This window comes from Georgenia ruanii, from assembly GCF_009193175.1.
GTDB lineage: Bacteria > Actinomycetota > Actinomycetes > Actinomycetales > Actinomycetaceae > Georgenia > Georgenia ruanii.
Window position 1 is genome coordinate 164,854 of sequence record NZ_VUKE01000005.1, and the last position, 25,438, is coordinate 190,291.

Consider the following 25,438-nt stretch of genomic DNA (forward strand, 5'->3'; position numbering starts at 1 on the left):
AGCTGCTCCTGGTTGCTGTGAAGGGGTGCCGGGCCGGGCCCGGCGGGGGAGTGCGCCGTGCCCCGGGGACGACCGGTCTGACCGGAGCCCCCGGGACGGTGAGGCGCGGGGCGCGTCAGGCGGTCTGGGCGCCGTTGATGTAGTTGACGGCGTCCTGGACGGTCTTGAGGTTGCCGACCTCCTCGTCGGGGATGCGCACCTCGAACTTCTCCTCGGCGAGCGTGGCGATCGTCATCATCGACAGGGAGTCGACGTCGAGGTCGTCGGTGAAGGACTTCTCGGGGGTGACGGACTCGGTGGGCAGGCCCGTCTCCTCGTTGACGATCTCGGCCAGGCCGGCAAGGATCTCCTGCTCGCTGAATGCCATGGGGGTTCTCCGTTTCCTTGGTGGATGTGTCGGTTGACAGTCTTGTCGGCGCCCGGGGTGGGCGCCACGGTGGCGCGCGGGGGTGGTCCGGCGCCGCGCCGCCCGCGGCGGCTAGGGCAGCAGCACGACCTGCGCAGCGTAGACGAGGCCCGCGCCGAAGCCGATCTGCAGCGCCACGTCGCCGCTCTTGGCCTGCCCTTCCCGCAGCAGCCGCTCGGTGGCCAGCGGGATGGAGGCGGCGGAGGTGTTGCCGGTCTCGGCGATGTCCCGGCCGACGACGACGTCCTCGCGCAGGCCGAGGTACTTGACCATGTGGTCGATGATCCGCATGTTCGCCTGGTGGGGGAGGAACACATCGATGTCCTCCGGCTCCAGCCCGGCCGCCTCGATGGCCTGCTTGGCCACGGGGGTCATCTGGAACACCGCCCACTTGTAGACGGACGGGCCCTCCTGGCGCAGCGTGGGCCACGCGACCTCGCCATCGCCGGTGCGGTAGTCCAGCCAGGAGTGGGTCTGCCCGATCATCGCGGCCGACGAGCCGTCCGAGCCCCACACGGTGCGCCCGATCCCGGGGGTGTCCGAGGGGCCGACGACGGCCGCGCCGGCGCCGTCGCCGAGCAGGAAGCTGATGGAGCGGTCGGTGGGGTCGATGAACTCGGACATCTTCTCCACGCCGATGACCACCACGTGGCGGGCGGTGCCGGCCCGCACGAGGGCGTCGGCCTGGGCGATGCCGTAGGCGTAGCCGGCGCACGCGGCGGAGATGTCGTAGGCGGCGGCGGGGGTGGCGCCGAGGCGGTCGGCGACGACGGCGGCGAGGGATGGGGTCTGCTCGAACCACGTCACCGTGCTGATGATCACGGCGTCGACGTCCGCGCCGGTGATGCCGGCCTGGTCCATCGCGGCGCGGGCGGCGGCCTCGGCCATGTCGGCGACGGTGGTCTCGGCCTTGGCGCGGCGCCGGGAGATGATGCCGGTGCGCTGACGGATCCACTCGTCGGAGGAGTTGATGGGCCCGACGACCTCGTCGTTGACGACCACGTCCTCCCCGCGCACGCCGCCGACGCCGAGGATGCGGGCGTGCTGGATCGGCTGGGCGGCGAGCAGGGTGCGGGTCATCGGGTTCCTCCATGGCGGGTCATCAGCTCGCGGGCGGCGGGCAGGTCGTCGGGGCTCTTGATCGCCACGGTCTCGACCCCGGGCAGCGTACGCCGCGCCAGCCCGGTGAGGACGCCGCCCGGGCACAGCTCCACCGCGCCGGTGACGCCGAGGGCCAGCATCTGCTCGCAGCACAGGTCCCACCGCACGGGGTTGGCGACCTGGGTGACCAGCCGGTCCAGGGCCGCGGCGCCGGAGGTGACCGGTGCGCCGTCGGCGTTGGACAGCAGGATGACCGTCGGGTCTGCGGCCCTGAGGGTGCCGGCCACCTCGCGGACGCGACCGACGGCGGGAGCCATGTGCTCGGTGTGGAACGCGCCGGCCACCTGCAGCGGGATGACGCGGGCGCGCCCGGGCGGATCGGCGGCCAGGGCGTCGAGCTGCTCGCGGGTGCCGGCGGCGACGACCTGGCCGCCGCCGTTGACGTTGGCGGGCGTGAGACCGTGCCGGGCGAGGGCGGCCTCCACCTCCTCCGGCTTGCCGCCGACGACGGCGGTCATGCCGGTGGGACGGGCGGCGGCGGCCTCCGCCATCGCGCGGCCACGCTCCCGGACCAGGACGAGGGCCTGCTCGTCGCGCAGCACCCCGGCGACTGCGGCCGCGGCCAGCTCCCCGACCGAGTGGCCGGCGACGACGTCGGGCGCGGGGACGTCGGCGAGGCCGAGCGCCTGGAAGCTCAGCAGGGACGCCGCGGTGAGCAGCGGCTGGGCGACCTTGGTGTCCTTGATCGTCTCCGCGTCGGCGGTGGTGCCGAGGGCGACGAGGTCGAGCTCGGTCACGGCGGCGTAGGACTCCAGCCGCTCGCGCAGCACCGGCTCCTCGAGCCAGGGGGCGAGCATGCCGGGGGTCTGGGCACCCTGTCCAGGGCACAGTAGGGCAAGCACCCGTCCACTGTGCCAACCGGAACGGGTTCGTCCGCGCCTACGACGCCTACGAAGTGTCCGCGGGCCCCTTGTCGGATTCCGACAAACGCGTGAGCGAGGTCTCACGGCGCGCCGGGAGCGCGTTGCGGGGCGCTGCGCCGCACCTTGTGGGATGCGTTCACACCGGTGGACCCGCAGGCCTTCACACCCCGGTGTGCCGGGCGGCGGTCTCGGCCAGGCGGCCGACGGCGAGCGCCACCTGCAGCACGAAGCCCTCCCGGGCGTCGGTGGGGTCCCAGCCCACGACCTGGCCGATGCGCCGCAGCCGGTAGCGCACGGTGTTGGGGTGGACGTACAGCGCCCGGGCCGCGCCCTCGAGGGAGCGGCCCTGGGCGAGGTACTCCTCGAGGGTCTGCACCAGGGTGGCGCCGCCGGCGACCAGGGGCCGGTAGAGCTCCTCGATGAGGGTGCGGCGGGCCAGCGGGTCGGCGTTGAGCATCCGCTCGGGCAGCAGGTCGTCGGCGCTGACCGGACGGGGCGCCCCGGGCCAGGCGCGCACGGCCAGGAGGCCGGCGACGGCCGCGCGGGCGGAGCGGCCGGCGTCGCCGACCTCGCGGACCACCGGGCCGAGCACGACCGGCCCCGGGCCGAAGCGGGGCAGCAGGGTGTCGGCCGCGGCGCGCAGGTCGCCCTCCCCGCCCAGGACGACGACGAGCCGGTCGCCCTGGATGCCCACGAGCGCGTCCTGCGCGGCGCGCCGGCAGGCCCGGCGCACGTCGGCGGTGCGCCGCTCGTCGAGCCCGCCGGGCGCCTGCCCGACGACGACGAGGGTCGCCCCGCGGCCCGACCAGCCCAGGGCGGAGATGCGCGAGCGGAGGGACTCGTCGGACACGCCGCGCACGAGGGAGTCGACGACGAGGGCCTCGAGCCGGGCGTCCCAGGCGCCGCGCGTCTCGGCGGCGCGGGCGTAGACCTCCGCGGCGGAGAAGGCGACCTCGCGGGAGTAGAGCAGGACGGCGTCGCGCAGGTCGCGCTGCTGGCCCCGCTCGGCGAGCTGGACGGCGTTGTCCTCGACGACCTCGACGACGATGCGGACCAGCTGGAGGGTGTGCTGCAGCGAGATCGACCGGGTGAGCTCGGGCGGCGCCGCACGGAAGATCTCCTGGGCGTTGTACGTGCCGTTGGTGGGGGTCTCGTACCAGGAGATGAAGGCGGCGATGCCGGCCTGCGCGACCAGCCCGATCCAGGAGCGGTCCTCGGCGGCGAGGGTGCGGTACCAGTCCAGCTCGGCGTCCAGGCGCTTGAGGGCGGCGGCGGTGAGCATGTCGGTGCCGCTGCGCAGCCGGCGCACGACGTCGGAGCTGCCCTGCTCGCGCCCCGCGCGTTCGCCACTGCTCATGCGGGCGAGCATAGGGCGTGCTTGTGGGATGCCTACAAACGTGGTCCCGGGCAGGCCTCGGGGACGCCTGCCCGGGACCCGCCGCGCCGCGTTGCCCGGCGCTCGCCCCGCCCTCCGGGGGCGAGCGGGGGTATCGCGGGGCGCGTCATGGAGGGAGCGGATATGGTCGTCGGCATGGCTCTCCTTGACCGACTCCGTGCCTTGCTGTCGAGAAAGAAGCCGGGGCACCTGGTCGGTGCCCGGCGCCCTTCGGCGGTGTCGCGCCCGGCCGACGCGCCGCGCGAGGACGCCCTGCGGGCCCGCCTCATCGAGGACCCCAACGACATCGAGGCCTTCAAGGCCCTGGCCGAGCTGGTGCGCCGCCGCGCCGCCGGCGTGGGTCCCGCCGACCCGCTCACTGCCGAGCAGCTGCCGCCGGACCTGCGGCGGGCGTCCGACCTCGCCGTCTGGGCGCTGGCCGAAGAGATCGCCGGCAACCCGCGCGCCTGGTACGCCCTGGTCGAGCTCGGGCGGCTCTCGCTCGAGAACGACCACGAGGGCGCGATGCGGCGCCTGGCCGGGGCGTGCGAACGGGAGAACACCGGCCGCGCCCTGGCCGAGAGCATCAAGATGCTGCGCGAGGCGGGACAGCCCGGCGAGGCGCTCGGGCTCGGGGTGGGGCACTGGGCCCCGAAGGACAACATCGTCGAGGCCGGCCGGCAGGTGGTGCTCGCCGCCATCGAGGCGGGCCGGCCGATGGAGGCCCGGCGCCACCTGCAGGAGCTGAGCACCTCGCGCGACCAGGCCGGCGCCGCCGCCGCCATCACGGAGCTCGAGCCGCTGGTGGCGGAGGCCGAGGTCGGCCACGGGGTCTGAGCGTCATGGACGCCAGACCGGGCGCCACCGGCACGCGACCCGCCGCGCCACGCACCGCCACTCCCGCGACCGGTGGCGCCGTCCGCGTGGAGGAGGACCTGCTCGGGCCGCGGGAGGTCCCCGCCGACGCCTACTACGGCGTGCACACCGTCCGTGCCCTGGAGAACTTCCAGTTCTCCGCTGAGCGCATCAGCGACATCCCCCAGCTCGTGCGCGCCATGGTGGAGGTCAAGAAGGCCGCCGCGCTGGCCAACAAGGACCTGGGCACCGTCGCGCCGGAGATCGCCGACGCGATCGGCGCGGCCTGCGACGACGTCCTCCTGCGCGGCCGCTGCCTCGACCAGTTCCCGGTGGACGTCTTCCAGGGCGGCGCGGGCACGAGCGTGAACATGAACACCAACGAGGTCGTCGCGAACCTCGCGCTCGAGCAGCTCGGGCTGCCCAAGGGCCGCTACGACGTCGTCAACCCCAACGACCACGTCAACAAGAGCCAGTCCACCAACGACGCCTACCCGACCGGGCTGCGCATCGCCCTCTACCGGGCCGTCGACGGGCTCATGGCCGAGCTCGAGCGGCTCGTGCTGGCGCTGGGCGACAAGGCCGAGGAGTTTGCGGACGTGCTGAAGATGGGCCGCACCCAGCTCCAGGACGCCGTGCCGATGACGCTCGGGCAGGAGTTCACGGCCTTCGCCGTCGTCCTCGCCGAGGAGCTGCGCCAGCTGCGTCACGCGCGGGCGCTGTTGCTCGAGGTCAACCTGGGCGCCACCGCCATCGGGACGGGGCTGAACACCCCCGAGGGCTACGCGCAGCGGGCGGTCACCCGGCTCGCCGAGGTCACCGGGCTGCCGGTGGTGCCCGCCGAGAACCTCATCGAGGCGACGTCCGACGCCGGCGCGTACGTCTCCATGCACGCCGCGGCCAAGCGCACGGCCGTGAAGCTCGGGAAGATCTGCAACGACCTGCGGTTGCTGTCGTCCGGGCCGCGGGCGGGGCTGGGGGAGATCAACCTGCCCGAGCGGCAGGCCGGGTCCTCGATCATGCCCGCGAAGGTCAACCCCGTCATCCCCGAGGTGGTCAACCAGGTCTGCTTCAAGGTCATCGGCAACGACGTCACGGTGACGATGGCCGCCGAGGCCGGGCAGCTGCAGCTCAACGTCATGGAGCCGGTCATCGCCCAGGCCCTGTTCGAGAGCATCGCGCTGCTCAGCCGCGCGTGCGAGACGCTGCGGGAGAAGTGCGTCGTGGGGATCACCGCCAACGCGGACGTCACCCGGCACGACGTGCTCGACTCGATCGGTCTGGTCACCTTCCTCAACCCCATCATCGGCCACCACAACGGCGACCTCGTGGGGCGCGAGTGCGCGCGCACCGGCAAGGGGGTGCGAGAGGTGGTGCTGGCCATGGGCCTGCTCACCGAGGACCAGCTCGACGAGATCCTCGCGCCGGCCAACCTCATGCGCCCGCAGTACCGCGGCCGCCACTACGAGGGCCAGGACCCCACCACGCCCACACGCGCCGGGGGCGAGACGTCACCTCGGGCGTGAGGCGTCAGCTCCCGCATCGAGCGCAGGGCTGAACGCGCTCCGCACGGTTGGCCTGTCACGCGTTGGCCTGTCACGCACCGCGTGACTTCTCGTCCACCGATCCTGCGCACGGGGCAGCCCCGCCGGTCCTTGACCGGCGGGGCTGCCCCGTCACCCGCGCGCCGCGGTCAGGCGTCGCCGCCCGCGGTGCCGGACTCGCCGGCGTGGACGTTGAACAGGTCGTACTTCTCGATCGCCTGACGCGGGACGTCGCGGTCGATCTCCCCGCGGTCGGCCAGGGCCTGCAGCGCCCGCACCGCCATCGAGTGGGCGTCGATGTGCAGGTGGCGCCGGGCCGCCGGGCGGGTGTCGGAGAAGCCGAAGCCGTCCGCGCCCAGCGTGTAGTAGTCGCCCGGGACCCACTGCCGGATCGAGTCCTGCACCTGGTGCTCGAAGTCGCTGGTGGCCACGTACGGGCCGCCGGCGTCGCGCAGCTTGGCGGTGACGTAGGCCTCACGGCGCTCCTCCTCGGGGTGGAGGAAGTTGTGCCGCTCGGCCTCGATCCCGTCCCGACGCAGCTCGTACCAGCTGGTCACCGACCACACGCCGGCCCTGACGCCCCAGTCGTTCGCGAGGAGCTCACGGGCGTGCAGCGCCCACGGCACCCCGACGCCGGAGGCGAGGAGCTGGGCCCGCGGCCCGTCGCCCTCGGGCTCGGCCAGGCGGTAGATGCCCTTGAGGATGCCCTCGACGTCGACGCCGTCCGGCTCGGCCGGCTGGCGCATCGGCTCGTTGTACACCGTGAGGTAGTACATGACGTCCGGGTCGCGCGGGTCCTCGCCGTACATCCGCTGCAGGCCGTCCCGGACGATGTGGCGGATCTCGTAGGCGTACGCCGGGTCGTAGTGGACGATCGCGGGGTTGGTCGAGGCCAGGACGGGGGAGTGCCCGTCCATGTGCTGGGTGCCCTCACCGGCGAGGGTGGTCTTGCCCGCCGTGGCGCCGATGATGAACCCGCGGGCCAGCTGGTCGGCCGCGGCCCAGAACTGGTCGCCGGTCCGCTGGAACCCGAACATCGAGTAGAAGATGTACACCGGGATCATCGGCTCGCCCTGGGTGGCGTAGGCGGTGCCGACCACCTGCATGGCGGCCGCCGAGCCGGCCTCGTTGATGCCGGTGTGGAGGATCTGCCCCTGCTCGGACTCCTTGTAGCTGAGCATGAGGTCGTGGTCCACGGAGGTGTAGTGCTGCCCGTGGGTGTTGAAGATCTTCGCGGTCGGGAAGATCGAGTCCAGGCCGAAGGTGCGCGCCTCGTCCGGGATGATCGGCACGATCCGCTTGCCGATCTCCTTGTCCTTCATCAGCTCCTTGAGGAGCCGGACGAAGGCCATGGTGGTGGCGACCTCCTGGTGGCCCGAGCCCTTGGCGAGGATCTCGTACGGCTTGTCGTCCGGCAGGGCGAGCTTCTTGCCGTTGTCGCGCCGCTCGGGGAGGTACCCGCCCAGCGCCCGGCGCCGCTCGAGCATATACTGCAGCGTCGGGTCGTCCTCGGCGGGCCGGTAGTACGGCGCGTTGTACGGGTCCTCGAGCTGCTCGTCGGAGATCGGGATGCCCAGGGAGTCCCGGAGCATCTTGAGGTCCGTCGTCTTCATCTTCTTCATCTGGTGCGTGGCGTTGCGCCCCGCGAAGCTCGGGCCCAGGCCGTAGCCCTTGACGGTGTGCGCCAGGATCACCGTCGGGGCGCCGGTGTGCTCGGTGGCGGCCTTGTAGGCGGCGTAGATCTTGCGGTAGTCGTGCCCGCCGCGCTTGAGCGCCCAGATCTCGTCGTCGCTCATGTTGGCCACGAGCGCCTTGGTGCGCGGGTCACGGCCGAAGAAGTGCTCGCGGACGTACGCGCCGTCGTTGGCCTTGTAGGTCTGGTAGTCCCCGTCCGGCGTCTCGTTCATGAGGTTGACGAGCGCGCGGTCCTTGTCGGCGTTGAGCAGGGCGTCCCACTCGCGGCCCCAGATGACCTTGATGACGTTCCAGCCCGCGCCGCGGAACTGCGCCTCGAGCTCCTGGATGATCTTGCCGTTGCCGCGGACGGGGCCGTCGAGGCGCTGGAGGTTGCAGTTGACGACGAAGGTGAGGTTGTCGAGGTTCTGCCACGAGGCGAGCTGCAGCATGCCCCGCGACTCCGGCTCGTCCATCTCGCCGTCGCCGAGGAACGCCCACACCCGCTGCTGGGAGGTGTCCGTGATGCCGCGGTCGTGCAGGTAGCGGTTGACCCACGCCTGGTAGATCGCCTCGGCCGGGCCCAGGCCCATGGAGACGGTCGGGAACTCCCAGAAGTCCGGCATCCGGCGCGGGTGGGGGTAGGACGGCAGCGGGCGGCCGGCCGGGTCGTGGGAGTACTCCTGCCGGAAGCCGTCGAGGTCCTTCTCGGTCAGGCGGCCCTCGAGGAAGGCCCGGGCGTAGTTGCCGGGGGAGGCGTGCCCCTGGAAGAAGACCTGGTCCCCGCCGCCCGGGTGGCCCTTGGCCCGGAAGAAGTGGTTGAAGCCGACCTCGTAGAGCGTGGCCAGGGAGGCGTAGGAGGAGATGTGGCCGCCGACGGCGACGCCGGGCCGCTGGGCGCGCGTCACCATGACGGCGGCGTTCCAGCGGATCCAGCCGCGGTACTTGCGCTCGACCGCCTCGTCGCCCGGGAAGTACGGCTCCTCGTGGACGCCGATGGTGTTGACGTACGGGGTCGTGACGGGGTTCGGGATGGCCACGGACCGCTCGCGGGCGCGCTTGAGCAGGTTGAGCAGGATGTACCGCGCGCGCGGGCCGCCTCGCTCGTCGATGAGACCGTCGAGCGACTCGAGCCACTCCCGGGTCTCGTCGCTGTCGATGTCCCCTACCTGGCTGAGCAGTCCGTTGATCAGGGGCGAGGACTCGGTTCGTGCACTCACGCGTTCCCTCTTCTCACTTCTGGCGGCGACGGTGGCGCACGGTGCGGCGCACCGCCGTTCAGGGTAGGACTATTGTCCGCCCTTGACCTCGCAAGAGGCCAACCTTGGGCAGGCGTGGGGGTGTGAGGCTGCCGACATCAGGCCCGTACGTCGGTGCGCCTGCCGAACCGGGTGGTGCCGGGACCCGGCGGCCGGCCACGGGACCCCCGAGGGCGCGCACCGCCGACCTGCACCGCCGGGCACCGTCGCCCCGGGCCGCCCGAGATCCGGCGCACCGTCGCCGCGGGCGCACGGCCCCCGGGGCGCCGACGCGACGCCGGCGTGGGTGCACGGACATGTGCGCTTGCGCGCCCTGTCCCCGCTACGGTGGGCTAGACCACACACACGCGGTCCCGGGCGCCCGCCCGGACCGCCGGGACGGGGCCGTGGCCCCAGGGAAAGGCAGGACACACGTGGCAGTCAGCGCGGCGGGAGCCGGCAGCAAGTTCGGCTTCGCCACCGGGCAGGTGATCCAGGAGTTCGGCTACGACGACGACGTCGACCCCCGCGTCCGTGAGGAGATCGAGGAGGTCACCGGCAACGAGCTCGTGGACGAGGAGTACGGGGACGTCTGCGACGGCACCCTGATCTGGTGGCGCGAGGACGACGCCGAGCAGGAGGACCTCACCGACCTGCTGGTCGACGCCCAGGCCAACCTCGAGGACGGCGGCGGCCTCATCTGGGTCCTCACGCCCAAGCCGGGCCGCCCTGGGCACGTGCGCCCCTCCGACATCGAGGAGGCCGCCCGCACCGCGGGGATGCACGCGACCTCGGCCGCGGCGGTGGCCGACGCGTGGTCGGGCATCCGCATCGCCTCGCGCAGCCGGGTGCGCTGAGTGGCGGCGACGACCCCGGACGGCGCGGCGGACCGGACCGCCGCAATCGTCCCCGGGCGCGCGGCGCCGGACTTCGAGCTGCCCGACATCCACGGCACGCCGGTGCGCCTCAGCGCCCTGCGCGGCACGCCGGTGACGCTGGTGTTCTTCCCGTTCGTCTTCTCCCGGATCTGCACCAGCGAGCTGTGCGAGCTGCGCGACAACCTCGGGGACTTCACCGCCCACGGTGTGCGGCTGCTCGGGATCTCCACCGACGCGATGTTCGCCCAGCGCGCCTGGGCCGAGGCGGAGGGGTTCGGCTTCGACCTGCTCTCCGACTTCTGGCCGCACGGTCAGGTGGCCCGCGCCTACGGGGTGCTCGACGAGCACAGCGGGCACGCGCTGCGCGGCAGCTTCCTGATCGACGCGGACGGCGTGGTGCGCTGGAGCGTGGTCAACCCGCGCGGGCAGGCCCGCGACCTGGCGGCCTACCGCGAGGCGCTGGCGGCCCTGTAGCCCCGCGCGGTGCGCGGGCGGGCCGCGCCGGGTGCTCTACGCTGTCCGGGGCGTACCCCGGCGCGCGACCGCGCCGGTGCGCCACGGGCGCACGCGCCCAGGGGCCTGTAGCTCAGTTGGTCAGAGCGCCGCGCTTACACCGCGGAGGTCGTCGGTTCGAGACCGGCCGGGCCCACCATCGGCTGGCTGCGGGCATCGGACCCCGCCGACGGCAGGGGTGCGCTGCTCCCGTCGGCGGCCGCGAGCCCGCACCTGGCCGGACCCCGACGATGCCGGCGAGATGCGGCCGCTCGGCCATCAGGGTTCGCCTGTCACGGGAGCTCGCCGGCGGGGCGCCAGAGCCGGGCCGAGCCCGGCGCGACCCGGGCCGACCCGACCGCCGGGCAGGGCGAGCACCACGAGCAGCAGGAGGGCGTTGCCCGCGACACCGACCCAGCTGCTCCATCCGTCCCAGCCCTCGGGCAGCGAGCCGGCGAGCCGCAGCAACGCCGGGTCGCCCTCCCGGAGCAGGTAGGCGCCGGCATTCCAGCCGGCGTGCAGCCCCATGCCGAACCACAGGGAGCCGGTGCGCACGTAGGCAACGGCGAAGGCCAGCCCCGCCAGCAGAAGGTGCAGCGCGTACGGCCCGGCCATCAGCTCCCGCCACCGGGGGGCGTGAAACAGCACGAACAGCGCGGTGGAGACCGCGATCGCCGACCGGACGGGCGCGTCCGGCACCAGGAGCGTGAAGACCGCCCCGCGGAAGACGACCTCCTCGGAGAAGGCCTGGTAGCCGGCCACGAGCAGGCCGGTGGCCAGGACGAGCCAGACCTCGTCGCCGTGCACCTCGACGACCAGCCCGCCCCCGCCCCACCACCGGATGCTGAAGACGGCCAGGTACACCAGCGCGCCGACGGCCAGGCCGGTCAGGAGGAGCGGGCCGGCGGGGCGGGCTGAGGACAGGCCCCACGTGGGCCGGATCTGAGGCGGGGTGCGCCGGATCGCCCACCACAGCACGGCGGCGAAGGCCGCGACCCCGGTGACCGCTGGGACCGGTCCTCCGACCAGGCCCGTGAGAATCCACGGCGCCCACTGGCTGACGGCCAGTGCCGCGAACAGGATGAGGCGGTGCATGCTCTGCTCGTTCTCCGGGCCGGCTACTGCACCGATGCGGCGAGCCGGGTGGGCTCACCGGCGCGACGCATGGCCGGGCAGCGGTCTGCGCGCGGCCGCGCGGGGGTCCGGAGGTTCGCCACGATCACAGCGATACCGTAGGGGACGCTGCCACCGCAGAAGGGCACGCGGGTCGGGATGTGTCCCGGGCCGCCCCCTTCCCCCGTCGCGGTGACGATCTCTCCCGCCGGCCGTGGTCGGCAGACGTGCTGGTCAGGTTCGTCAGGTTTGTGATGCACCGGGGAGCTGTCGCAGCGTCGCTCCAGGGCCCCGGCGCCCCCGGTCCCCGGCCCCTCGGGCGCCGGTAGGCTCGCCGCCATGCCCCTCACCCTCGCCGACGTCGTCGGCCTCCTCGAGCGCCGCTACCCGCCCGCCACCGCCGAGGACTGGGACGCCGTCGGCCTGGTGGCCGGCGACCCGGGCGCGCCGGTCCGCAAGGTCATGCTGGCCGTCGACCCCACCGAGGAGGTCGCGGACGAGGCGCTCGCGTGGGGCGCGGACCTGCTGCTCACCCACCACCCGCTGTACCTGCGGGGGACCTCCACCGTCGCCGCCACCACGCCCAAGGGCCGGGTGGTCCACCGCCTCCTCGCCGGCGGGTGCGCCCTGTACACCGCCCACACCAACGCCGACGCCGCCGCCGACGGCGTCGCCCAGGCCCTGGCCGACGCCGTCGGGCTGGGCGACACCCGGCCGATCCAGCCCCTCGCCGGCAACGCCCTGGACACCCTCGTGGTGTTCGTGCCGCGCGCGCACACCCAGGCGCTGCTCGACGCCGTCGCCGACGCCGGCGCCGGGCGCCTGGGCGACTACGAGCGGGCGGCCTTCACCTCCCCGGGCACCGGCACCTTCCGCCCCCTCGACGGCGCCCGGCCCGCGATCGGGCGGGTCGGGCAGGTGGAGGAGGTCGCCGAGGACCGGCTCGAGATCGTGCTGCCGCGCGAGCGGCGCGCCGCGGTGCTGGCCGCGCTGCGCGCCGCCCACCCCTACGAGCAGCCCGCCTACACCCTCGTCGCCCAGGCCACCGAGGAGGCCCCCACCGGCACCGGCCGCATCGGCGACCTGCCCGAGGCGATGACCCTGCGCGCCTTCGCCGAGCGGGTGGCCGCCGTCCTGCCGGCCACCCCGCAGGGGATCCGCGTGGGCGGCGACCTCGATGCCCCGGTGCGAACGGTGGCGGTGTGCGGGGGCGCCGGGGACTCCCTGCTCGGCCAGGTGCGCCGGCTCGGCGCGGACGTCTACCTCACCGCCGACCTGCGCCACCACCCCGCCTCCGAGCATCTCGCCGACGGGCGCCCCTACCTCGTCGACGCCACCCACTGGGCCAGCGAGTGGCCGTGGCTGCCGCGCGCCGCGGACGGCCTGCGCGCCGACGCGGCGGCCCGCGGCGCTAGGTTGGACCTGCGGGTCTCGACCCGGGTGACCGACCCGTGGGCCCTGCACCTGACCCAACAGCACAGCGAGCACACGCACGAAGGAGCACGCCCGTGACCACCGCCCCCGTGAAGGACCAACGCCGGCTCCTCGACCTCCAGGCGCTGGACACCCGCGCCGCCAAGCTCGCCCACCAGCGCCGCACGCTGCCCGTGCTGGCCACCCTCGCCGAGCTCGAGGGACGCGCCGAGGACCTCCACCGCGCCCAGGTGGAGGCCAAGACCCTCGCCTCGGACACCCGCCGCGAGCTCGCCAAGGCCGAGTCCGACGTCGAGCAGGTACGCTCCCGGGCCGCCCGCCACCAGGCCAAGCTCGACGCCGGCACCGGGCTGTCCCGCGAGCTGGTGGCCCTGCAGGACGAGGTCGCCCAGCTCGCCAAGCGCCAGGCCGTGCTCGAGGAGGCCCAGCTCGAGGTCATGGAGCGGCTGGAGGCCGCCGAGGCGCGGGTGGCCGACCTGGACACCCAGGAGAAGGCCATCGCCGCCGACGTCGAGCGGCACGCCGCGGAGCGGGACGCCGCGTTCGCGACGATCGACGGCGAGCTCGCCGAGGTCGCCGCCGAGCGGTCCCGGGTGGCCGGCGAGATCGGCGACGAGCTGCTCGACCTGTACGAGTACGCCCGCCGCCGCACCGGCGGCCTCGGCGCGGTGGCGCTGCACGGGCACCGCACCGACGGCGCGCAGGCGGACTTCTCGCTCAGCGAGCTGGCCGCCATCGACGCCGCCGCCCCGGAGGAGGTGCTCACCTCCGAGGCGCACGGCTACGTGCTCGTGCGCCTGGACGACGCGAGGTGAGCGCCGCGGGGGAGCAGGGCGACCTGTTCGCCCCGCCGCCCGCCTCCGGGGCGCCGCGCCGCCTCGTCGTCGAGACCGACGGCGGCTCGCGCGGCAACCCGGGCCCGGCCGGCTACGGCGCCGTCGTGCGCGACGCCGCCACCGGGCGGCTGCTGGCCGAGCGGGCCGCCTACCTCGGCGTGGTGTCCAACAACGTCGCCGAGTACGCCGGCCTGGTCAACGGCCTGCGCGCGGCCGCCGAGATCGACCCCGGCGCCGAGGTGGAGGTGCGCGCCGACTCCCGGCTGGTCGTCGAGCAGATGAGCGGGCGGTGGAAGATCAAGGACGCCGCGCTGCGCCGCCTGGCCGAGGAGGCCCGGGGCGCCTTCGCGCCCGCCCGGGTGCGCTACACCTGGGTGCCGCGCGCCCGGAACGCCACCGCCGACGCCCTCGCCAACGCCGTGATGGACTCCCGCGGGCAGATCACCCGCGACCACGCCCCCGGCCGGGCGGTGCCCGGGGAGCCGGACCGCGCCGAGGCGCGGGTCGCCGCGGCCGCCAACACCCCGCGCAGCTCGGGCACGCCGCTGCCCCGGGCGACCGGCGCGCCGGCCACCCTGGTGCTCGTGCGCCACGGCGTCACCGCGCTGACCGAGACCGGGCGCTACTCGGGCGGGGACACCGCCGGCCCGCCGCTGAGCGACCGCGGACGCGCGCAGGCCGGACGCGCGGCCGCCCTCGTGCGGCGGGTGGGCACCGACGTCTGGCCCGACCTGCCGGCCCCGAGCGCCGTCCTGGCCTCGCCGATGGCGCGCGCCCAGGAGACCGGCGCCGCCGTGGGAGCGGCCCTCGGCGTGCCGGTCGGGACGGACGAGCGGTTCGCCGAGTGCCGGTTCGGGGACTGGGACGGGCTCACCGTGCCCGAGATCGAGGCCGGCTGGCCGGGCCAGCTGCTCGCCTGGGCGACGACGGCCGACGTGCGCCCGCCGGGCGGGGAGTCGCTGCGCGACGTCGGCGCCCGGGTGGGCCGCGGGCTGCGCGACCTCGCCCGTCACCAGGGCGCCACCGTGGCCCTGGCCGTTCACACCGTCGTCATCCGCGCCGCGGTCGGGCTGGTGGCCCGCATGGCGCCGGGGCACTGGTCGGCCGTGCGGATCCCGCCGGCGTCGCTGACCATCGTGCGGCTGTGGCCGGACCTCGACGCCGACGGTCACCTCGTCGGCGACCTCACCGTCGTCGGCTGCCCCTCCGAGCTGGCCTGAGCGGCGCGCCGGCCACGGTCAGGCGAAGACGGTCACCCAGAGGTTCCAGCTGCGCTCGGCCAGCGCCTCGGGGGTGTAGTGGAAGGTGTGCTCGCGCGGGGGCACCCCGGTGCCGCGCAGGCGCAGGGTGTACGCGTCCGACCCCGGCACGTCGACGAGCTCGACGGTCCACAGGCACCCGTTCTTCGACGGCTGCCCGGCGCCGGTGATGACGCGGCTGTCGACGACCGTGCCCTCGGCGTCCAGGAGCGCGACCTCGGCGCCGTCGAAGAAGGAGCCGGCGTAGTCCTCGGCCGAGCAGCTCCCGTCGGTGGGAGAGCCGGCGTCGGTGATCGCCACGGTCAGCGCGCCCGGGGTCTCGTGCCCGGACACCACCGAGCTGGTGACCACGATGACGACGCCCAGGAGCCCCACCAGGGCGGCGCCCAGCGCCGCCACCCGCCTGCGCGGACGCCGCGGCCTCGCGCCGCCCGCCACGTCCGCGTTCACCGCCGGGCCGCTCTGGACCCCGACCGTCGACATCGTCTCTCCCCGTCCCCACCCGCCTCGGCAGGCCCGCCCTGCCTTGACCGATGCGCCCATTTTATGGCACAGGCGTCCACTACCGCGGGCCGGGGAGGGCCCCCGCGCGGGCGCGTGCGCAAACTCACACCCGGGGCGCACCCGTGCCGGCTCCGGCCGCGCGCCGTCGGGCACGGGCGGGGTGGCTCAGCCGCGCTCGACGAGGGTGAGGGTGCGCCGTCCGCGAGCCACCGGACCGAGCTCGACCGCGTGCACCGCGCCCGCGCCCTGCTCGGGGGAGCGGGCGAGCTCCTCCGCCGCGGCGGCGAGGTCCTCGGCGGTGCGCGGCGGCCGGCCCGGCCGGGTGAGCAGGTGGTGGGTGAGGACGCCGCGGGCGTGCTTGGCGTTGTGCGAGACCACCTGGCGGCGCCCGCCGTGCTCGCGGACCACCTGCACGACGACGTGCTCGGCCTGCGTCGGCGGGTGCCAGGCGGCGGCATAGGCGGCGGACCGGCAGTCGACGACGACGTCGCCGGCGGCGCGCTCGTCGAGCACCGCCCCCAGGTGGGCGCGCCAGAAGGTGCCGAGCTTGCCCGGGCCCGGCAGGTCGACGCCCATGGACAGGCGGTAGGCCGGGACGGCGTCGGCGGGGCTGAGCACGCCCCACAGGCCGGAGAAGATGCGCACGCTGTCCCGGGCCCGGCGCGCCGCCGTGCCGCGCAGGGCGGCGAGGCCGGCCGCGGCGTAGAGCACCCCGGTGTAGACGGTGGCTGCCGGGGCGGCGGGGGCGGTGCGGAGGGCGAGGTTGCGCCCCACCTCGTCGGCGACCTTCGCGCCCACGCCGAGCACCGCGGCGCCGTCGGGGCGGGCGGAGGCCCGCTCGAGGGCCGTCAGGACCTGGTGGCGGGCGGGGGTGAGGACGGTGCCGGTGAGGCCGGCGAGATCGACCGGCGCGCCGCGGGTGGGGGCGGTCTTGCCCGCGGAGGGTGGGAGCAGCACGAGCACCGAGGGATGCTAACGCCCGATCCGACCAGAAAACGGACGTGGCCCGCCCGGTGGGACGCCACGACCGGGGCGGTCCGCCGTCGCGTCTCCCGGGCACCGCCGTCGGCCCGGTAGACTGTCCGGCGCGGATGAGTCGGCCAGGCGGTCGCGTCGTCCCGGCCTGGCCGGGGCGCCGAGGAACGTCCGGGCTCCGCAGGGCAGGGTGGTGGGTAACGCCCACCCGGGGTGACCCGCGGGACAGTGCCACAGAAAGCAGACCGCCCTCCTGGTCCGCCAGGAGGGTAAGGGTGAAACGGTGGTGTAAGAGACCACCAGCACGGCGGGTGACCGTCGTGGCTCGGTAAACCCCACCCGGAGCAAGACCAGACAGCAGGCGTTCGAGGGCGGCCCGCCCGAGCCTGCGGGTAGGTCGCTGGAGGCGTGCGGCAACGCACGTCCTAGATGGATGGCCGCCCCCGGGGCCCGGCGACGGGCCCCGGCGACAGAACCCGGCGTATCGGCCGACTCATCCGCCTCGTCCCGCCCGCGGGCCGGGTCACGCGCCGCACCCCTCGGCCCGTGGGCTCGCCACCCGCGCGGCCTGGGAAGCGGGTGCCCTGTTCTCCCGGGACGTCGGGTTGCTTGGCTCTGCTGCGACGGCGCCGACGGGGCGCCCGTGGTGCGGAGGCGACATGATGATCACCGAGGATGTGGCGACGGTCGAGACCGACCGGTCGCTGCTGCGGGCGGCGGGCCGCGCCGCGGTCGCGGCGGCACTGTTCTACCTGTTGCAGCCGGTCGCGGTCCTGTTCTTGATTCCCGGAGCGACCGAGTCGGGCCATTACGACGCGCCCGGGGATCTGCAGCGATGGACCGGGCCGTACGAGGTGGTCACCTTCGGCGGGATCGCCGTGTGCAGCCTCGTCCTGGTCGCGGCCCTCGCTCGGTTGCTGCCGCGGGGTTCGCTGGCCGCCTCGGTGGGGACGGCGTCGGGCGTCGTCGGCGTCGCGGGCTGGCTGGGCATCGCCGGCATCTCCCTGTCCTCGGTGTCCCTGATCGGGCGGTCGTTGGCAGACATCGACGTCTCCCTCGACGTGCAGCGGGAGGCCATGCAGGCCATCGCCACCGTGGGCGGGGCGAGCGTGGGGGTGGCCGCGTTCGGCGCCGCGGGCTGGGCGGTCGCCGTGGGCCTGTCGATCCTGCGCACCGGTGCCCTGGGGCGGCGGACCGGCTGGATCGCGGTGGCGGGTGGGGTGCTCGTCGTGGCCGCGGCGCTGGTCCTGGTGCACCCGCTGTTGGGCGCCCTCGTCCTCATCCCGTTCTACCTGGTGCTCGGCGTCGCGCTTCTCGTCACCGCGCGGCACGCCTGATGGCACGATGCCAGCGTGAGCGGCGGGTTGCTGATCGCGAGCATGACGGTCGCCGGCTTCGTCTGTGCGGTGCTGGCCGTCGCGCTCGTCGTCGGCCTGCGTCGGGGACGGGTCCCCGTGCTCACCGGGGCGGCGACCGTGCTCCTGCTGCTCGGCACCGCCGGGACCGCCCTCGAGGTCGGCCCGGCCACCGTGGCGGCCGCCCCGTGGTTCGCGGCCTACCCCGTCCTGATGGCCACCTACCCGGACGGCAGCTTCGTGCCGCGCTGGAGCGGCGCCCCGGCGGGGCTCTGGGCGGGCCTGACCGTGTGGTTCGTCGCCACCGGGAGCCGGGTCGCGGACGAGCCCTGGTGGGTCTGGCTGGTCTTCCTGACGCTGTTCCCGACGCTCGGGTTCCAGGTCTACCGGTACCGCCGACGGCTCAGCACCGCCGAACGCGAGCGGGTCCGGTGGGTGGTGCTGGGCGGGATCGCCGAGTTCGCCGGCTTCGCCGTGGTCTTCGCGGTGTTCGGCGACCCCGGCGACGGAGACCCGCTGGCGCTGGCCGCGGCGAACATCGCGGTGCTGCCCATCCCCGTCGCCCTGGTGCTGGGGCTGCTCACCCCGCGGGCGCTCGACGTGGACTCCCTCCTGCGCAGCACGGTGACCGTGGTCGTGGCCGGGGTGGTCCTGGCGATCGTGTTCGGGGTGGCGCTGCCGGCGATGGGCGGGTGGCCGGCAGCGGCGGTGCTGGCGGGGTCGACCATTCCGGTCGCGCTGGGCGCGCGCCGGACGGCGCACTGGCTGGTGCACGGGCGCCTGGTCAGTCCGACGCACGCCGCCCGCGACCTCCAGGCCCGGCTGGACCAGATCACCCCGGTGGACGACGTCGCCGGGGTGATCGTCGATCAGGTGCGCGACTCGATCCGCGCCGTGGCGGTCCATCTGACGGACCGCGGGGAGGTGGTGGCGTCGGCGGAGCCCTTCCCGGTCACCTGGCACGGTGCCCAGATCGCCACCTTGTGGGTCGCTCCGCGGCGGTCGGAGACCGCGCTGACGAACCACGACCGTGCCACCGTGGCGGCGCTGCTCGCCCGTGCCGCGCCCGCGCTGCGGGGCAGCCAGGCGCTGGTCGAGCTCGCCGAGGCGCGCGCCGACGTGCTGCGCGGACGGGAGGAGGAGCGCAAGCGGCTCCGTCGCGACCTCCACGACGACCTGGCACCGACGCTGGCCAGCCTGGGGCTGGGCGTGAGCGCGATGCTGACCCTGGCGCCGCCGGATGCCACCGAGCTGCGGCGCGTCGCCGAACGGGTCCAGCACGGCATCCGCGAGGCGATCGACCAGACGCGCCGGCTCGCCCACGGTCTGCGCCCGGCCATCCTCGACGATCACGGGCTGGTCGAGGCGCTCCGGCAACGCGCCGCTTCGCTCGGCTCCGCAGGGATCGAGGTCCGGTTGACCGACGAGGTCCTGAGCCCGGTCCCGGCCGCGGTCGAGCTGGCCGCGCTGCTCATCGCGCAGGAGGCGCTGGCCAACGTCGCTCGACACTCGCGGGCTCGGCACTGCCGCATCGCGCTGGTCTCGCACCGGGCCGGAGTGCACCTCACGATCGACGACGACGGGGTGGGCATCGACGGCGGCGCGACGCACGGCCTCGGGCTGGTCTCCATGCGCGAGCGCGCCGCCGAGCTCGGCGGGCGCACGACCATCACCTCCCCGCCCCATGGCGGCACGCGGGTGAGCGTGGCGCTGCCCGCCCCCACGGAGGCCTCGTGACGACCCGGGTCATGGTGGTCGACGACCACCCTCTCTTCCGCGCCGCGCTGGTGACGTTGCTGCGGGCCTCGTCCTACGACGTGGTCGCGGAGACGGCCAGCGCGGCCGAGGCGATCGCCGTCGCCGGCAGCTGCCGGCCCGACATGGCCATCGTCGATCTCGGGCTTCCCGACGCGCCCGGCCAGCAGGCGATCGCCCGCATGTGCGCGGAGCTTCCCGAGCTGCGGGTGGTCGTGCTGAGCATGTACGAGGACGCCGCCACCGTGCAGCAGGCCCTCGACGCCGGCGCCCTGGGCTACGTCGTCAAGGACGCCCCGCCTGCCGAGGTGATCGCCGCGATCAAGGCCGCCGAGCTCGGGGCCTCGGTGCTTGGGGCGGGGCTGGTACGGACCGGGACGTCGCCCGGGGCCCGGGTGGAGCCGCCGGCCGATGGACTGACCCCGCGGGAGCGGACGGTCGCCGACCTGGTCGCCCGCGGCCTGCCCAACCGGTTGATCGCCGAACGCCTCGGGGTCAGCCAGAAGACGGTCGCCAACTACGTCTCCTCGGTGCTGCTCAAGCTCGGCGCGACGGACCGGCACGAGGCCGCCCGGATCGTCCGCGCCCAGCAGCGCTAGCGGCGCCGCCGTGGTGGCGCGTCAGTACTCGTTCGGCATGAGGATCCACAGGATGGGGTACACGATCAGCTGGCTGCCCGGCAGGATCATCAGCAACAAGATGAAGAGCAGGCGCGTGGCCCAGGGCCCGAGGCCGAACCGGCGGCCCAGCCCGGCGCAGACGCCGGCGATGATGCGGGTGTCGCGGGGACGGACGAGTCCCTGACGGCGGAAGGTGGTGTGCACGTCGGCCACGGTGAGGCCCTCTCAGGTGCGTCGGTGTGTTGGAGGTACCACCGTCCCGCACCCGAGCCGCGCGCACATCAGGGACGCCCCTGGTTCACCCCCTGATGTGCGGGGCATCCGCGATCGTCGGGGCATCCGCGCCGCCCCGGCACACGGGCTCCGGTGCGTCCGCCGCGATGGCGCGCGGCGTCCCCGCGGCGAGCGCGTCTCAGCGGTGCCCGGCGTCTCAGCGGTGCCCGGCCGCCGCGAGCCGGGCGGCGCCGACGATCCCGGCGCTGTTGCGCAGCGCGGCCGGGACGATCGGCGCCCGCGTGCGCAGCAGGGGCAGGAACTTCTCGTGCTTCTTGCTCACGCCGCCGCCCACGACGATCAGGTCGGGGGAGAAGAGCATCTCCACGGTCTCGTAGTAGCGCTGCAGCCGCTCGGCCCACTGCTCCCAGCTCAGCCCCTCCCGCTCCTTGGCGGCCGAGGAGGCGCGGTGCTCGGCGTCGTCGCCGTCGATCTCCAGGTGCCCGAGCTCGGTGTTGGGCACGAGCACGCCGTCGACGACGAGGGCCGAGCCGATCCCGGTGCCCAGCGTGGTCATCAGCACCACGCCGGGCACGTCCCGCGCGGCGCCGAAGGCGACCTCGGCCACGCCGGCGGCGTCGGCGTCGTTGACGGCGCTGACCGGCCGGCCCGTGGCCTCGGTCATGAGCGCGGGGACGTCCACGCCCTTCCACGACCTGTGCAGGTTGGCGATGAACGCCACGATCCCGTGCTTGATGGGCGCGGGAAAGGTCAGCCCGAGCGGCACGTCGGCCGGCAGGTCGAACCCGGCGACGAGGTCGGCCACGGTCGCGGCCACGGCCGCCGGCTTGGACGGGTCGGGGGTCGGGATGCGCACCCGGTCCGCGGTGAGCTCGCCGGTGGCCAGGTCCACCGGCGCGCCCTTGATGCCCGAACCGCCGATGTCGATGCCGAAGGCGACCGGCACGCTCCGGCGTCGCCGCGCCGCCGGCGCCGGCTCCGTGCGCTGCCCGGTGCTCACGGCAGCGTGAGGATCTCGGCGCCGTCCTCGGTGACCACGATGGTGTGCTCCCACTGGGCGGTGCGCGAACGGTCCTTGGTCAGCACGGTCCAGCCGTCGTCCCACTGCTCCCACTCGATGGTGCCCAGGGTGAGCATCGGCTCGATGGTGAACACCATGCCCGGCCGGATGACGTCGTCGTAGCGGGGGGCGGAGTCGTAGTGCGGGATGATCAGGCCCGAGTGGAAGGCCTCGCCCACGCCGTGGCCGGTGAAGTCGCGGACCACGCCGTAGTCGAACCGCCGCGCGTAGGCCTCGATGACCCGGCCGATGACGTTGACGGCGCGGCCGGGCTTGACCGCCCGGATCCCGCGCATCATGGCCTCCTTGGTGCGCTCGACCAGCAGGCGGGACTCCTCGTCGACCTCGCCGACGAGGAACATCGCGTTGAGGTCCCCGTGCACGCCGTCCTTGTACGCGGTGACGTCGACGTTGAGGATGTCGCCGTCCGCGAGCACCGTCGAGTCCGGGATGCCGTGGCAGATGACCTCGTTGACCGAGGTGCACAGCGACTTGGTGAAGCCCATGTAGCCCAGCGTCGAGGGGTAGGCGCCGTGGTCGATCATGAACTCGTGCCCGACGGCGTCGAGCTCGTCGGTGGTCACCCCGGGCCGGACGTGCCGGCCGACCTCCTCGAGCGCCTGCGCGGCGATCTGGGAGGCGCGCCGGATCCGCTCGATCGTCTCCGGGGTCTTCACCTCGGAGGCGGTCACCCGCTCCGGTCCCGTGCGGCCGACGTACTCCGGGCGGGGGATGGAGGCCGGGACGGGGCGCATCGGGGTGACGACGCCCTTGGTGAGGGTGCCGCGCGGGGCGCGGTCGGCGAGCATGGTGGTGTCGGGCATGGGCCGAGTCTACGGACCGGCCCGGCCGTGGGACGATCGGGCGGGCACGACGGAAGGGAGCGCGCGATGGCCGAGTTCTACTACAACCTCGCCACCGGCGAGATCGAGGAGGGCAAGGTCCACGGCGCCACCACGCGCATGGGCCCGTACCCGACGGCGGAGGCCGCCCGGGCCGCCCTGGCCCACGCCCAGGAGCGCAACGCCGCGTGGGACGCCGCCGACGCGCGGTGGCAGGAGGACGACGACGTCGACGCCGGCTAGGCCGGCGTCGACGTCAGCGCGCGTCGGGGCGCTCCGCGGTCAGCGCTCGTAGGTGTGCTCGGGGGCGGGGAAGGCCCGCTCCCGCACGGCGCGGGCGTAGGCCCGCGTGGCCCGGTAGAGCTCGGCGCCGACCTCCCCGAAGCGCTGGGCGAAGCGGGGGGACCACCCGGTCATCCCCGCCATGTCGGTCCAGACGAGGACCTGCCCGTCGCAGCCGGGCCCGGCGCCGATGCCGATGGTCGGCACCGGCAGCACCTCGGTGACCCGCTCGGCCACCGGGGCGGGCACCATCTCCAGGACGACGGCGACGGCGCCGGCGTCGGCCAGCGCCAGCGCGTCGGCCACCAGCTGCTCCGCGGCGTCGTTGTCGCGGGCCTGCACCCGCTTGCCGCCGAGCAGGTTCTCCGCCTGCGGGGTGAAGCCGAGGTGACCCACCACCGGGATGCCCGAGCGGGTGAGCAGGCGGACGTGCTCGGCGAGGTGGGCGCCGCCCTCGAACTTCACCGCGTGGGCGCCGGCCTCCTTGAGCATCCGCACGGCGGTGGCCAGGCACTGCTGCGGGGAGGCCTCGTAGGAGCCGAACGGCAGGTCCGCCACGACCAGGGCGCGGCGGCTGGCGCGGGCGACCGCGCGCACCGCGGGGATCATCTCGTCGACCGTGACCGGGATGGTCGTGGGGTGGCCGAGCATGTTGTCGCCGATGGAGTCGCCCACCAGCAGGATGTCGATGCCGGCCTCGTCGAAGATCCGCGCGGTGACGGCGTCGTAGGCGGTCAGCATGGTCAGCGCCTCGCCGCGCTCCTTGGCCTGGCGCAGGTGGTGCACCCGCACCCGCTTGGGCACGGGGACGCCCTCCGGGGCGGGCGGCGCGGCGGGGGAGATGGGCGCGCCGGCGCTGTCCGGGCGGTCGGTCTCGGTCATGTCTCGCTCTCCGGTCGGTGGTGCGGGCGCGTCGGCGCGTCCGCGGTGGGGGATGGGGGGCTCGGCGCTCAGGGGGCGTCCACCGGACGGGGCTGGACGCCGTCGGGCGTGGCGACGTCCACCGGTCCCGGCGCCATCGCGGCGAGCTGCTCGCGCCAGCGGCTGGTCACCGGCAGGCGGCGGTCGCGGCCGAAGGCCATCGCCGTGACCTTCGGCCCTAGCGGGTACTGGCGCCGCTTCCACTCGGCCCGGTCCACCAGGGTGAGCACCAGCTCCACCGTGGCCGGGTCGAACCCGGAGGCCAGCAGCTCCGCCCGGCCCAGGCTGCGCTCGACGTAACCCTGGAGGACGTCGTCGAGCAGCTCGTACTCGGGCAGGGAGTCGGAGTCCTGCTGGCCCGGTCGCAGCTCGGCCGACGGCGCCTTGGTGATCGAGGACCACGGGATCGGCTCGGTCTGCCCGGCAGCCTGGGCGGCCTCGTTGCGCCAGCGCGCCAGCTCCCACACGTGGGTCTTGAGCACGTCCTTGATCGGCGCGAAGCCGCCGACGGCGTCGCCGTAGATGGTCGAGTACCCCACGGCGAGCTCGCTCTTGTTGCCGGTGGCGAGCACGAGCGGGCCCTCGGCGTTGGAGATCGCCATGAGGATCACGCCGCGCATGCGGGCCTGGAGGTTCTCCGCGGCGACGCCGCTGAGGTGCAGCTCGCCTTCGAAGGCGTCGACCATGGGACCGATCGGCTGGACGCGGTAGTCCAGCCCGATCCGGGCGGCGAGGTCGGCGGCGTCGTCGCGGGAGTGCTCGGAGGAGTACCGCGAGGGCATGGAGACGCCGATGACGTGCTCGGGGCCGACGGCGTCGGCCGCGACCGCGGCGACCAGGGCCGAGTCGATCCCCCCGGACAGCCCGAGCACGACTGAACGGAAGCCGTTCTTGACCACGTAGTCGCGCAGCCCGAGCACGACGGCGCGGTACATCTGCTCGGTGTCGCCCTGCCGCGCGGGCACGGTGTGCCCGGCCGGGAGGAGGGGTGGGGCGCCGGCGCCGGGCAGCTCGACGACCAGCTGGTCCTCGACGAAGCCGCGGGCCGCCCCCACCAGCTCGCCGGCGGCGTCGACGACGAAGGAGTGGCCGTCGAAGACGAGGTCGTCCTGGGCGCCGACGAGGTTGACGTAGAACAGCGGGCAGCGGAGCTGGGCGGCGCGGTCCCGCGCGAGGCGGCGGCGCACCGCCCCCTTGCCGTGCTCGTAGGGGGAGCCGTTGAGCACCAGCAGGGCGTCGAGGCCCATGCCGGCCATCGCGGCCACCGGGCCGCCCTCCTGCCAGATGTCCTCGCAGATGACCAGGCCCAGCCGCTGCCCGGCGACCTCGAGCACCACCGGGTCGGAGCCGGCGGCGAAGATCCGGTACTCGTCGAAGACGCCGTAGTTGGGCAGGTGGTGCTTGGTGTAGACCAGCTCGACCTGCCCGCCGCGCAGCACGGCGGCAGTGTTGGTGGGGCGCCCGTCGGCCGCGGTGCCCAGGGAGCCCACGACGACGTGCCGGTCGCCGTGCCCGTCCTCGGCCAGCTCCGCGGCGAGCCGGGCCAGGCGGGCCGCGGCCGCGCGCTGGAAGGAGCCGCGCAGCGCGAGGTCCTCGATGGGGTAGCCGGTCAGCATCATCTCGGGCAGCACCACCACGTCCGCCCCGGCGGCCGCGGCGTCGGCGACGGCGCGGCGCACGAGGGCGGCGTTCCCGTCGAGGTCGCCGACGGTGGCGTTGACCTGGGCCAGGGCGATGCGGAGCGGTGCCATGGCGCCAGCCT

At 74.6% G+C, this 25,438-nt stretch carries 24 protein-coding genes, 1 tRNA gene and 1 other RNA gene; 13 read left to right on the forward strand and 13 right to left on the reverse strand.

Annotated elements, in window-relative coordinates; genetic code table 11:
• Positions 1 to 115: 115 nt before the first annotated feature.
• From GD880_RS07370 to GD880_RS07385, 4 genes are all read right to left on the reverse strand, one after another.
• Positions 116 to 367 carry an acyl carrier protein gene (locus GD880_RS07370; RefSeq protein ID WP_152200008.1) on the reverse strand — a complete coding sequence of 84 codons (252 nt, stop codon included), beginning with the start codon at positions 365 to 367 and terminating at the stop codon, positions 116 to 118.
• A gap of 111 nt (positions 368 to 478) precedes the next feature.
• Positions 479 to 1,486 (reverse strand): beta-ketoacyl-ACP synthase 3, encoded by a 1,008-nt coding sequence (locus GD880_RS07375; protein WP_152230976.1) that lies wholly within the window; start codon positions 1,484 to 1,486, stop codon positions 479 to 481.
• Positions 1,483 to 2,409: an ACP S-malonyltransferase gene (locus GD880_RS07380; protein WP_152230977.1), complete on the reverse strand. Its 927-nt coding sequence runs from the start codon at positions 2,407 to 2,409 to the stop codon at positions 1,483 to 1,485. Before GD880_RS07380 ends, GD880_RS07375 begins: the two co-directional genes overlap by 4 nt.
• A 181-nt stretch (positions 2,410 to 2,590) precedes the next feature.
• On the reverse strand, positions 2,591 to 3,787 hold the full coding sequence (locus GD880_RS07385) for a PucR family transcriptional regulator (protein ID WP_226909453.1): 1,197 nt from the start codon (positions 3,785 to 3,787) through the stop codon (positions 2,591 to 2,593).
• A gap of 174 nt (positions 3,788 to 3,961) precedes the next feature.
• On the opposite strand from GD880_RS07385, the gene GD880_RS07390 reads away from it, so the two are divergent.
• Entirely contained in the window at positions 3,962 to 4,642 is a 681-nt protein-coding gene (locus tag GD880_RS07390) for a hypothetical protein (RefSeq protein WP_152230979.1), read from the forward strand.
• Between the two features lie 5 nt (positions 4,643 to 4,647).
• A complete protein-coding gene (gene aspA / locus GD880_RS07395) occupies positions 4,648 to 6,186 on the forward strand; it encodes an aspartate ammonia-lyase (RefSeq protein WP_152230980.1) in 1,539 nt (512 codons plus the stop codon).
• Positions 6,187 to 6,353: 167 nt separating this feature from the next.
• On the opposite strand, the gene aceE is transcribed toward aspA, so the two are convergent.
• On the reverse strand, positions 6,354 to 9,098 hold the full coding sequence (gene aceE / locus GD880_RS07400) for a pyruvate dehydrogenase (acetyl-transferring), homodimeric type (RefSeq protein WP_152230981.1): 2,745 nt from the start codon (positions 9,096 to 9,098) through the stop codon (positions 6,354 to 6,356).
• A gap of 452 nt (positions 9,099 to 9,550) precedes the next feature.
• Between aceE and GD880_RS07405 the strand changes: the two genes are divergently transcribed.
• The 3 genes from GD880_RS07405 (at position 9,551) to GD880_RS07415 (ending at position 10,646) form a co-directional block, all read left to right on the forward strand.
• Positions 9,551 to 9,973 carry a DUF3052 domain-containing protein gene (locus GD880_RS07405; protein ID WP_226909454.1) on the forward strand — a complete coding sequence of 141 codons (423 nt, stop codon included), beginning with the start codon at positions 9,551 to 9,553 and terminating at the stop codon, positions 9,971 to 9,973.
• Positions 9,974 to 10,468: a peroxiredoxin gene (locus GD880_RS07410; RefSeq protein ID WP_226909455.1), complete on the forward strand. Its 495-nt coding sequence runs from the start codon at positions 9,974 to 9,976 to the stop codon at positions 10,466 to 10,468.
• 101 nt (positions 10,469 to 10,569) lie between these two features.
• A tRNA-Val gene (locus GD880_RS07415) sits at positions 10,570 to 10,646 on the forward strand.
• A gap of 119 nt (positions 10,647 to 10,765) precedes the next feature.
• Here the strand turns inward: GD880_RS07415 and GD880_RS07420 are convergent.
• A complete protein-coding gene (locus GD880_RS07420; protein ID WP_152230983.1) occupies positions 10,766 to 11,581 on the reverse strand; it encodes a CPBP family intramembrane glutamic endopeptidase in 816 nt (271 codons plus the stop codon).
• 357 nt (positions 11,582 to 11,938) lie between these two features.
• On the opposite strand from GD880_RS07420, the gene GD880_RS07425 reads away from it, so the two are divergent.
• The 3 genes from GD880_RS07425 to GD880_RS07435 are packed head-to-tail and all read left to right on the forward strand — an operon-like array spanning position 11,939 to position 15,089.
• A complete protein-coding gene (locus GD880_RS07425; RefSeq protein WP_152230984.1) occupies positions 11,939 to 13,111 on the forward strand; it encodes a Nif3-like dinuclear metal center hexameric protein in 1,173 nt (390 codons plus the stop codon).
• Entirely contained in the window at positions 13,108 to 13,848 is a 741-nt protein-coding gene (locus tag GD880_RS07430) for a zinc ribbon domain-containing protein (protein ID WP_152230985.1), read from the forward strand. Before GD880_RS07425 ends, GD880_RS07430 begins: the two co-directional genes overlap by 4 nt.
• The gene (locus GD880_RS07435) at positions 13,845 to 15,089 is read left to right on the forward strand and encodes a bifunctional RNase H/acid phosphatase (RefSeq protein ID WP_226909456.1); all 1,245 of its coding nucleotides are present in this window, start codon (positions 13,845 to 13,847) and stop codon (positions 15,087 to 15,089) included. The genes GD880_RS07430 and GD880_RS07435 overlap by 4 nt, the downstream gene beginning before the upstream one ends.
• 18 nt (positions 15,090 to 15,107) lie before the next feature.
• Here the strand turns inward: GD880_RS07435 and GD880_RS07440 are convergent, their stop codons facing one another.
• Together GD880_RS07440 and GD880_RS07445 are read right to left on the reverse strand one after the other, a co-directional pair.
• A complete protein-coding gene (locus GD880_RS07440) occupies positions 15,108 to 15,611 on the reverse strand; it encodes a hypothetical protein (protein ID WP_152230986.1) in 504 nt (167 codons plus the stop codon).
• Between the two features lie 186 nt (positions 15,612 to 15,797).
• On the reverse strand, positions 15,798 to 16,595 hold the full coding sequence (locus GD880_RS07445) for a YaaA family protein (RefSeq protein ID WP_152230987.1): 798 nt from the start codon (positions 16,593 to 16,595) through the stop codon (positions 15,798 to 15,800).
• Positions 16,596 to 16,724: 129 nt separating this feature from the next.
• On the opposite strand from GD880_RS07445, the gene rnpB reads away from it, so the two are divergent.
• The 4 genes from rnpB to GD880_RS07465 all read left to right on the forward strand — a co-directional run bounded on the left by rnpB (position 16,725) and on the right by GD880_RS07465 (position 20,316).
• An RNA gene (gene rnpB, locus GD880_RS07450) (RNase P RNA component class A) lies at positions 16,725 to 17,107 on the forward strand.
• A gap of 159 nt (positions 17,108 to 17,266) precedes the next feature.
• On the forward strand, positions 17,267 to 17,944 hold the full coding sequence (locus tag GD880_RS07455) for a hypothetical protein (RefSeq protein WP_152230988.1): 678 nt from the start codon (positions 17,267 to 17,269) through the stop codon (positions 17,942 to 17,944).
• 15 nt (positions 17,945 to 17,959) lie between these two features.
• Positions 17,960 to 19,699 carry a sensor histidine kinase gene (locus GD880_RS07460; protein ID WP_152230989.1) on the forward strand — a complete coding sequence of 580 codons (1,740 nt, stop codon included), beginning with the start codon at positions 17,960 to 17,962 and terminating at the stop codon, positions 19,697 to 19,699.
• Positions 19,696 to 20,316, forward strand: coding sequence for a response regulator (locus GD880_RS07465; RefSeq protein WP_226909457.1), 621 nt, complete (start codon positions 19,696 to 19,698; stop codon positions 20,314 to 20,316). The genes GD880_RS07460 and GD880_RS07465 overlap by 4 nt, the downstream gene beginning before the upstream one ends.
• A gap of 21 nt (positions 20,317 to 20,337) precedes the next feature.
• Here GD880_RS07465 and GD880_RS07470 read toward each other — a convergent pair whose 3' ends face one another.
• The 3 genes from GD880_RS07470 to map all read right to left on the reverse strand — a co-directional run bounded on the left by GD880_RS07470 (position 20,338) and on the right by map (position 22,455).
• Positions 20,338 to 20,541, reverse strand: coding sequence for a PspC domain-containing protein (locus tag GD880_RS07470; protein WP_226909458.1), 204 nt, complete (start codon positions 20,539 to 20,541; stop codon positions 20,338 to 20,340).
• A 226-nt stretch (positions 20,542 to 20,767) separates the two neighbouring features.
• Positions 20,768 to 21,571, reverse strand: coding sequence for a polyphosphate--glucose phosphotransferase (ppgK, locus tag GD880_RS07475; protein ID WP_319593253.1), 804 nt, complete (start codon positions 21,569 to 21,571; stop codon positions 20,768 to 20,770).
• Positions 21,568 to 22,455 carry a type I methionyl aminopeptidase gene (map, locus tag GD880_RS07480; RefSeq protein ID WP_152230991.1) on the reverse strand — a complete coding sequence of 296 codons (888 nt, stop codon included), beginning with the start codon at positions 22,453 to 22,455 and terminating at the stop codon, positions 21,568 to 21,570. The genes ppgK and map overlap by 4 nt, the downstream gene beginning before the upstream one ends.
• 66 nt (positions 22,456 to 22,521) lie before the next feature.
• Between map and GD880_RS07485 the strand changes: the two genes are divergently transcribed.
• On the forward strand, positions 22,522 to 22,716 hold the full coding sequence (locus tag GD880_RS07485; protein WP_152230992.1) for an SPOR domain-containing protein: 195 nt from the start codon (positions 22,522 to 22,524) through the stop codon (positions 22,714 to 22,716).
• 39 nt (positions 22,717 to 22,755) lie between these two features.
• Here GD880_RS07485 and panB read toward each other — a convergent pair whose 3' ends face one another.
• Together panB and GD880_RS07495 are read right to left on the reverse strand one after the other, a co-directional pair.
• Positions 22,756 to 23,637 (reverse strand): 3-methyl-2-oxobutanoate hydroxymethyltransferase, encoded by an 882-nt coding sequence (gene panB / locus GD880_RS07490; protein WP_152230993.1) that lies wholly within the window; start codon positions 23,635 to 23,637, stop codon positions 22,756 to 22,758.
• A gap of 68 nt (positions 23,638 to 23,705) precedes the next feature.
• On the reverse strand, positions 23,706 to 25,427 hold the full coding sequence (locus tag GD880_RS07495; protein ID WP_152230994.1) for an NAD+ synthase: 1,722 nt from the start codon (positions 25,425 to 25,427) through the stop codon (positions 23,706 to 23,708).
• Positions 25,428 to 25,438 lie beyond the last annotated feature (11 nt).

Coding starts and splice junctions, on each gene's coding strand:
- GD880_RS07370 (WP_152200008.1), bottom strand. CDS start 367: ATGGCATTCAGCGAGCAGGAGATCCTTGCCGGCCTGGCCGAGATCGTC.
- GD880_RS07375 (WP_152230976.1), bottom strand. CDS start 1,486: ATGACCCGCACCCTGCTCGCCGCCCAGCCGATCCAGCACGCCCGCATC.
- GD880_RS07385 (WP_226909453.1), bottom strand. CDS start 3,787: ATGAGCAGTGGCGAACGCGCGGGGCGCGAGCAGGGCAGCTCCGACGTC.
- GD880_RS07390 (WP_152230979.1), top strand. CDS start 3,962: ATGGCTCTCCTTGACCGACTCCGTGCCTTGCTGTCGAGAAAGAAGCCG.
- aspA (WP_152230980.1), top strand. CDS start 4,648: ATGGACGCCAGACCGGGCGCCACCGGCACGCGACCCGCCGCGCCACGC.
- GD880_RS07420 (WP_152230983.1), bottom strand. CDS start 11,581: ATGCACCGCCTCATCCTGTTCGCGGCACTGGCCGTCAGCCAGTGGGCG.
- GD880_RS07425 (WP_152230984.1), top strand. CDS start 11,939: ATGCCCCTCACCCTCGCCGACGTCGTCGGCCTCCTCGAGCGCCGCTAC.
- GD880_RS07440 (WP_152230986.1), bottom strand. CDS start 15,611: ATGTCGACGGTCGGGGTCCAGAGCGGCCCGGCGGTGAACGCGGACGTG.
- GD880_RS07455 (WP_152230988.1), top strand. CDS start 17,267: ATGATGATCACCGAGGATGTGGCGACGGTCGAGACCGACCGGTCGCTG.
- map (WP_152230991.1), bottom strand. CDS start 22,455: ATGCCCGACACCACCATGCTCGCCGACCGCGCCCCGCGCGGCACCCTC.
- GD880_RS07485 (WP_152230992.1), top strand. CDS start 22,522: ATGGCCGAGTTCTACTACAACCTCGCCACCGGCGAGATCGAGGAGGGC.
- panB (WP_152230993.1), bottom strand. CDS start 23,637: ATGACCGAGACCGACCGCCCGGACAGCGCCGGCGCGCCCATCTCCCCC.
- GD880_RS07495 (WP_152230994.1), bottom strand. CDS start 25,427: ATGGCACCGCTCCGCATCGCCCTGGCCCAGGTCAACGCCACCGTCGGC.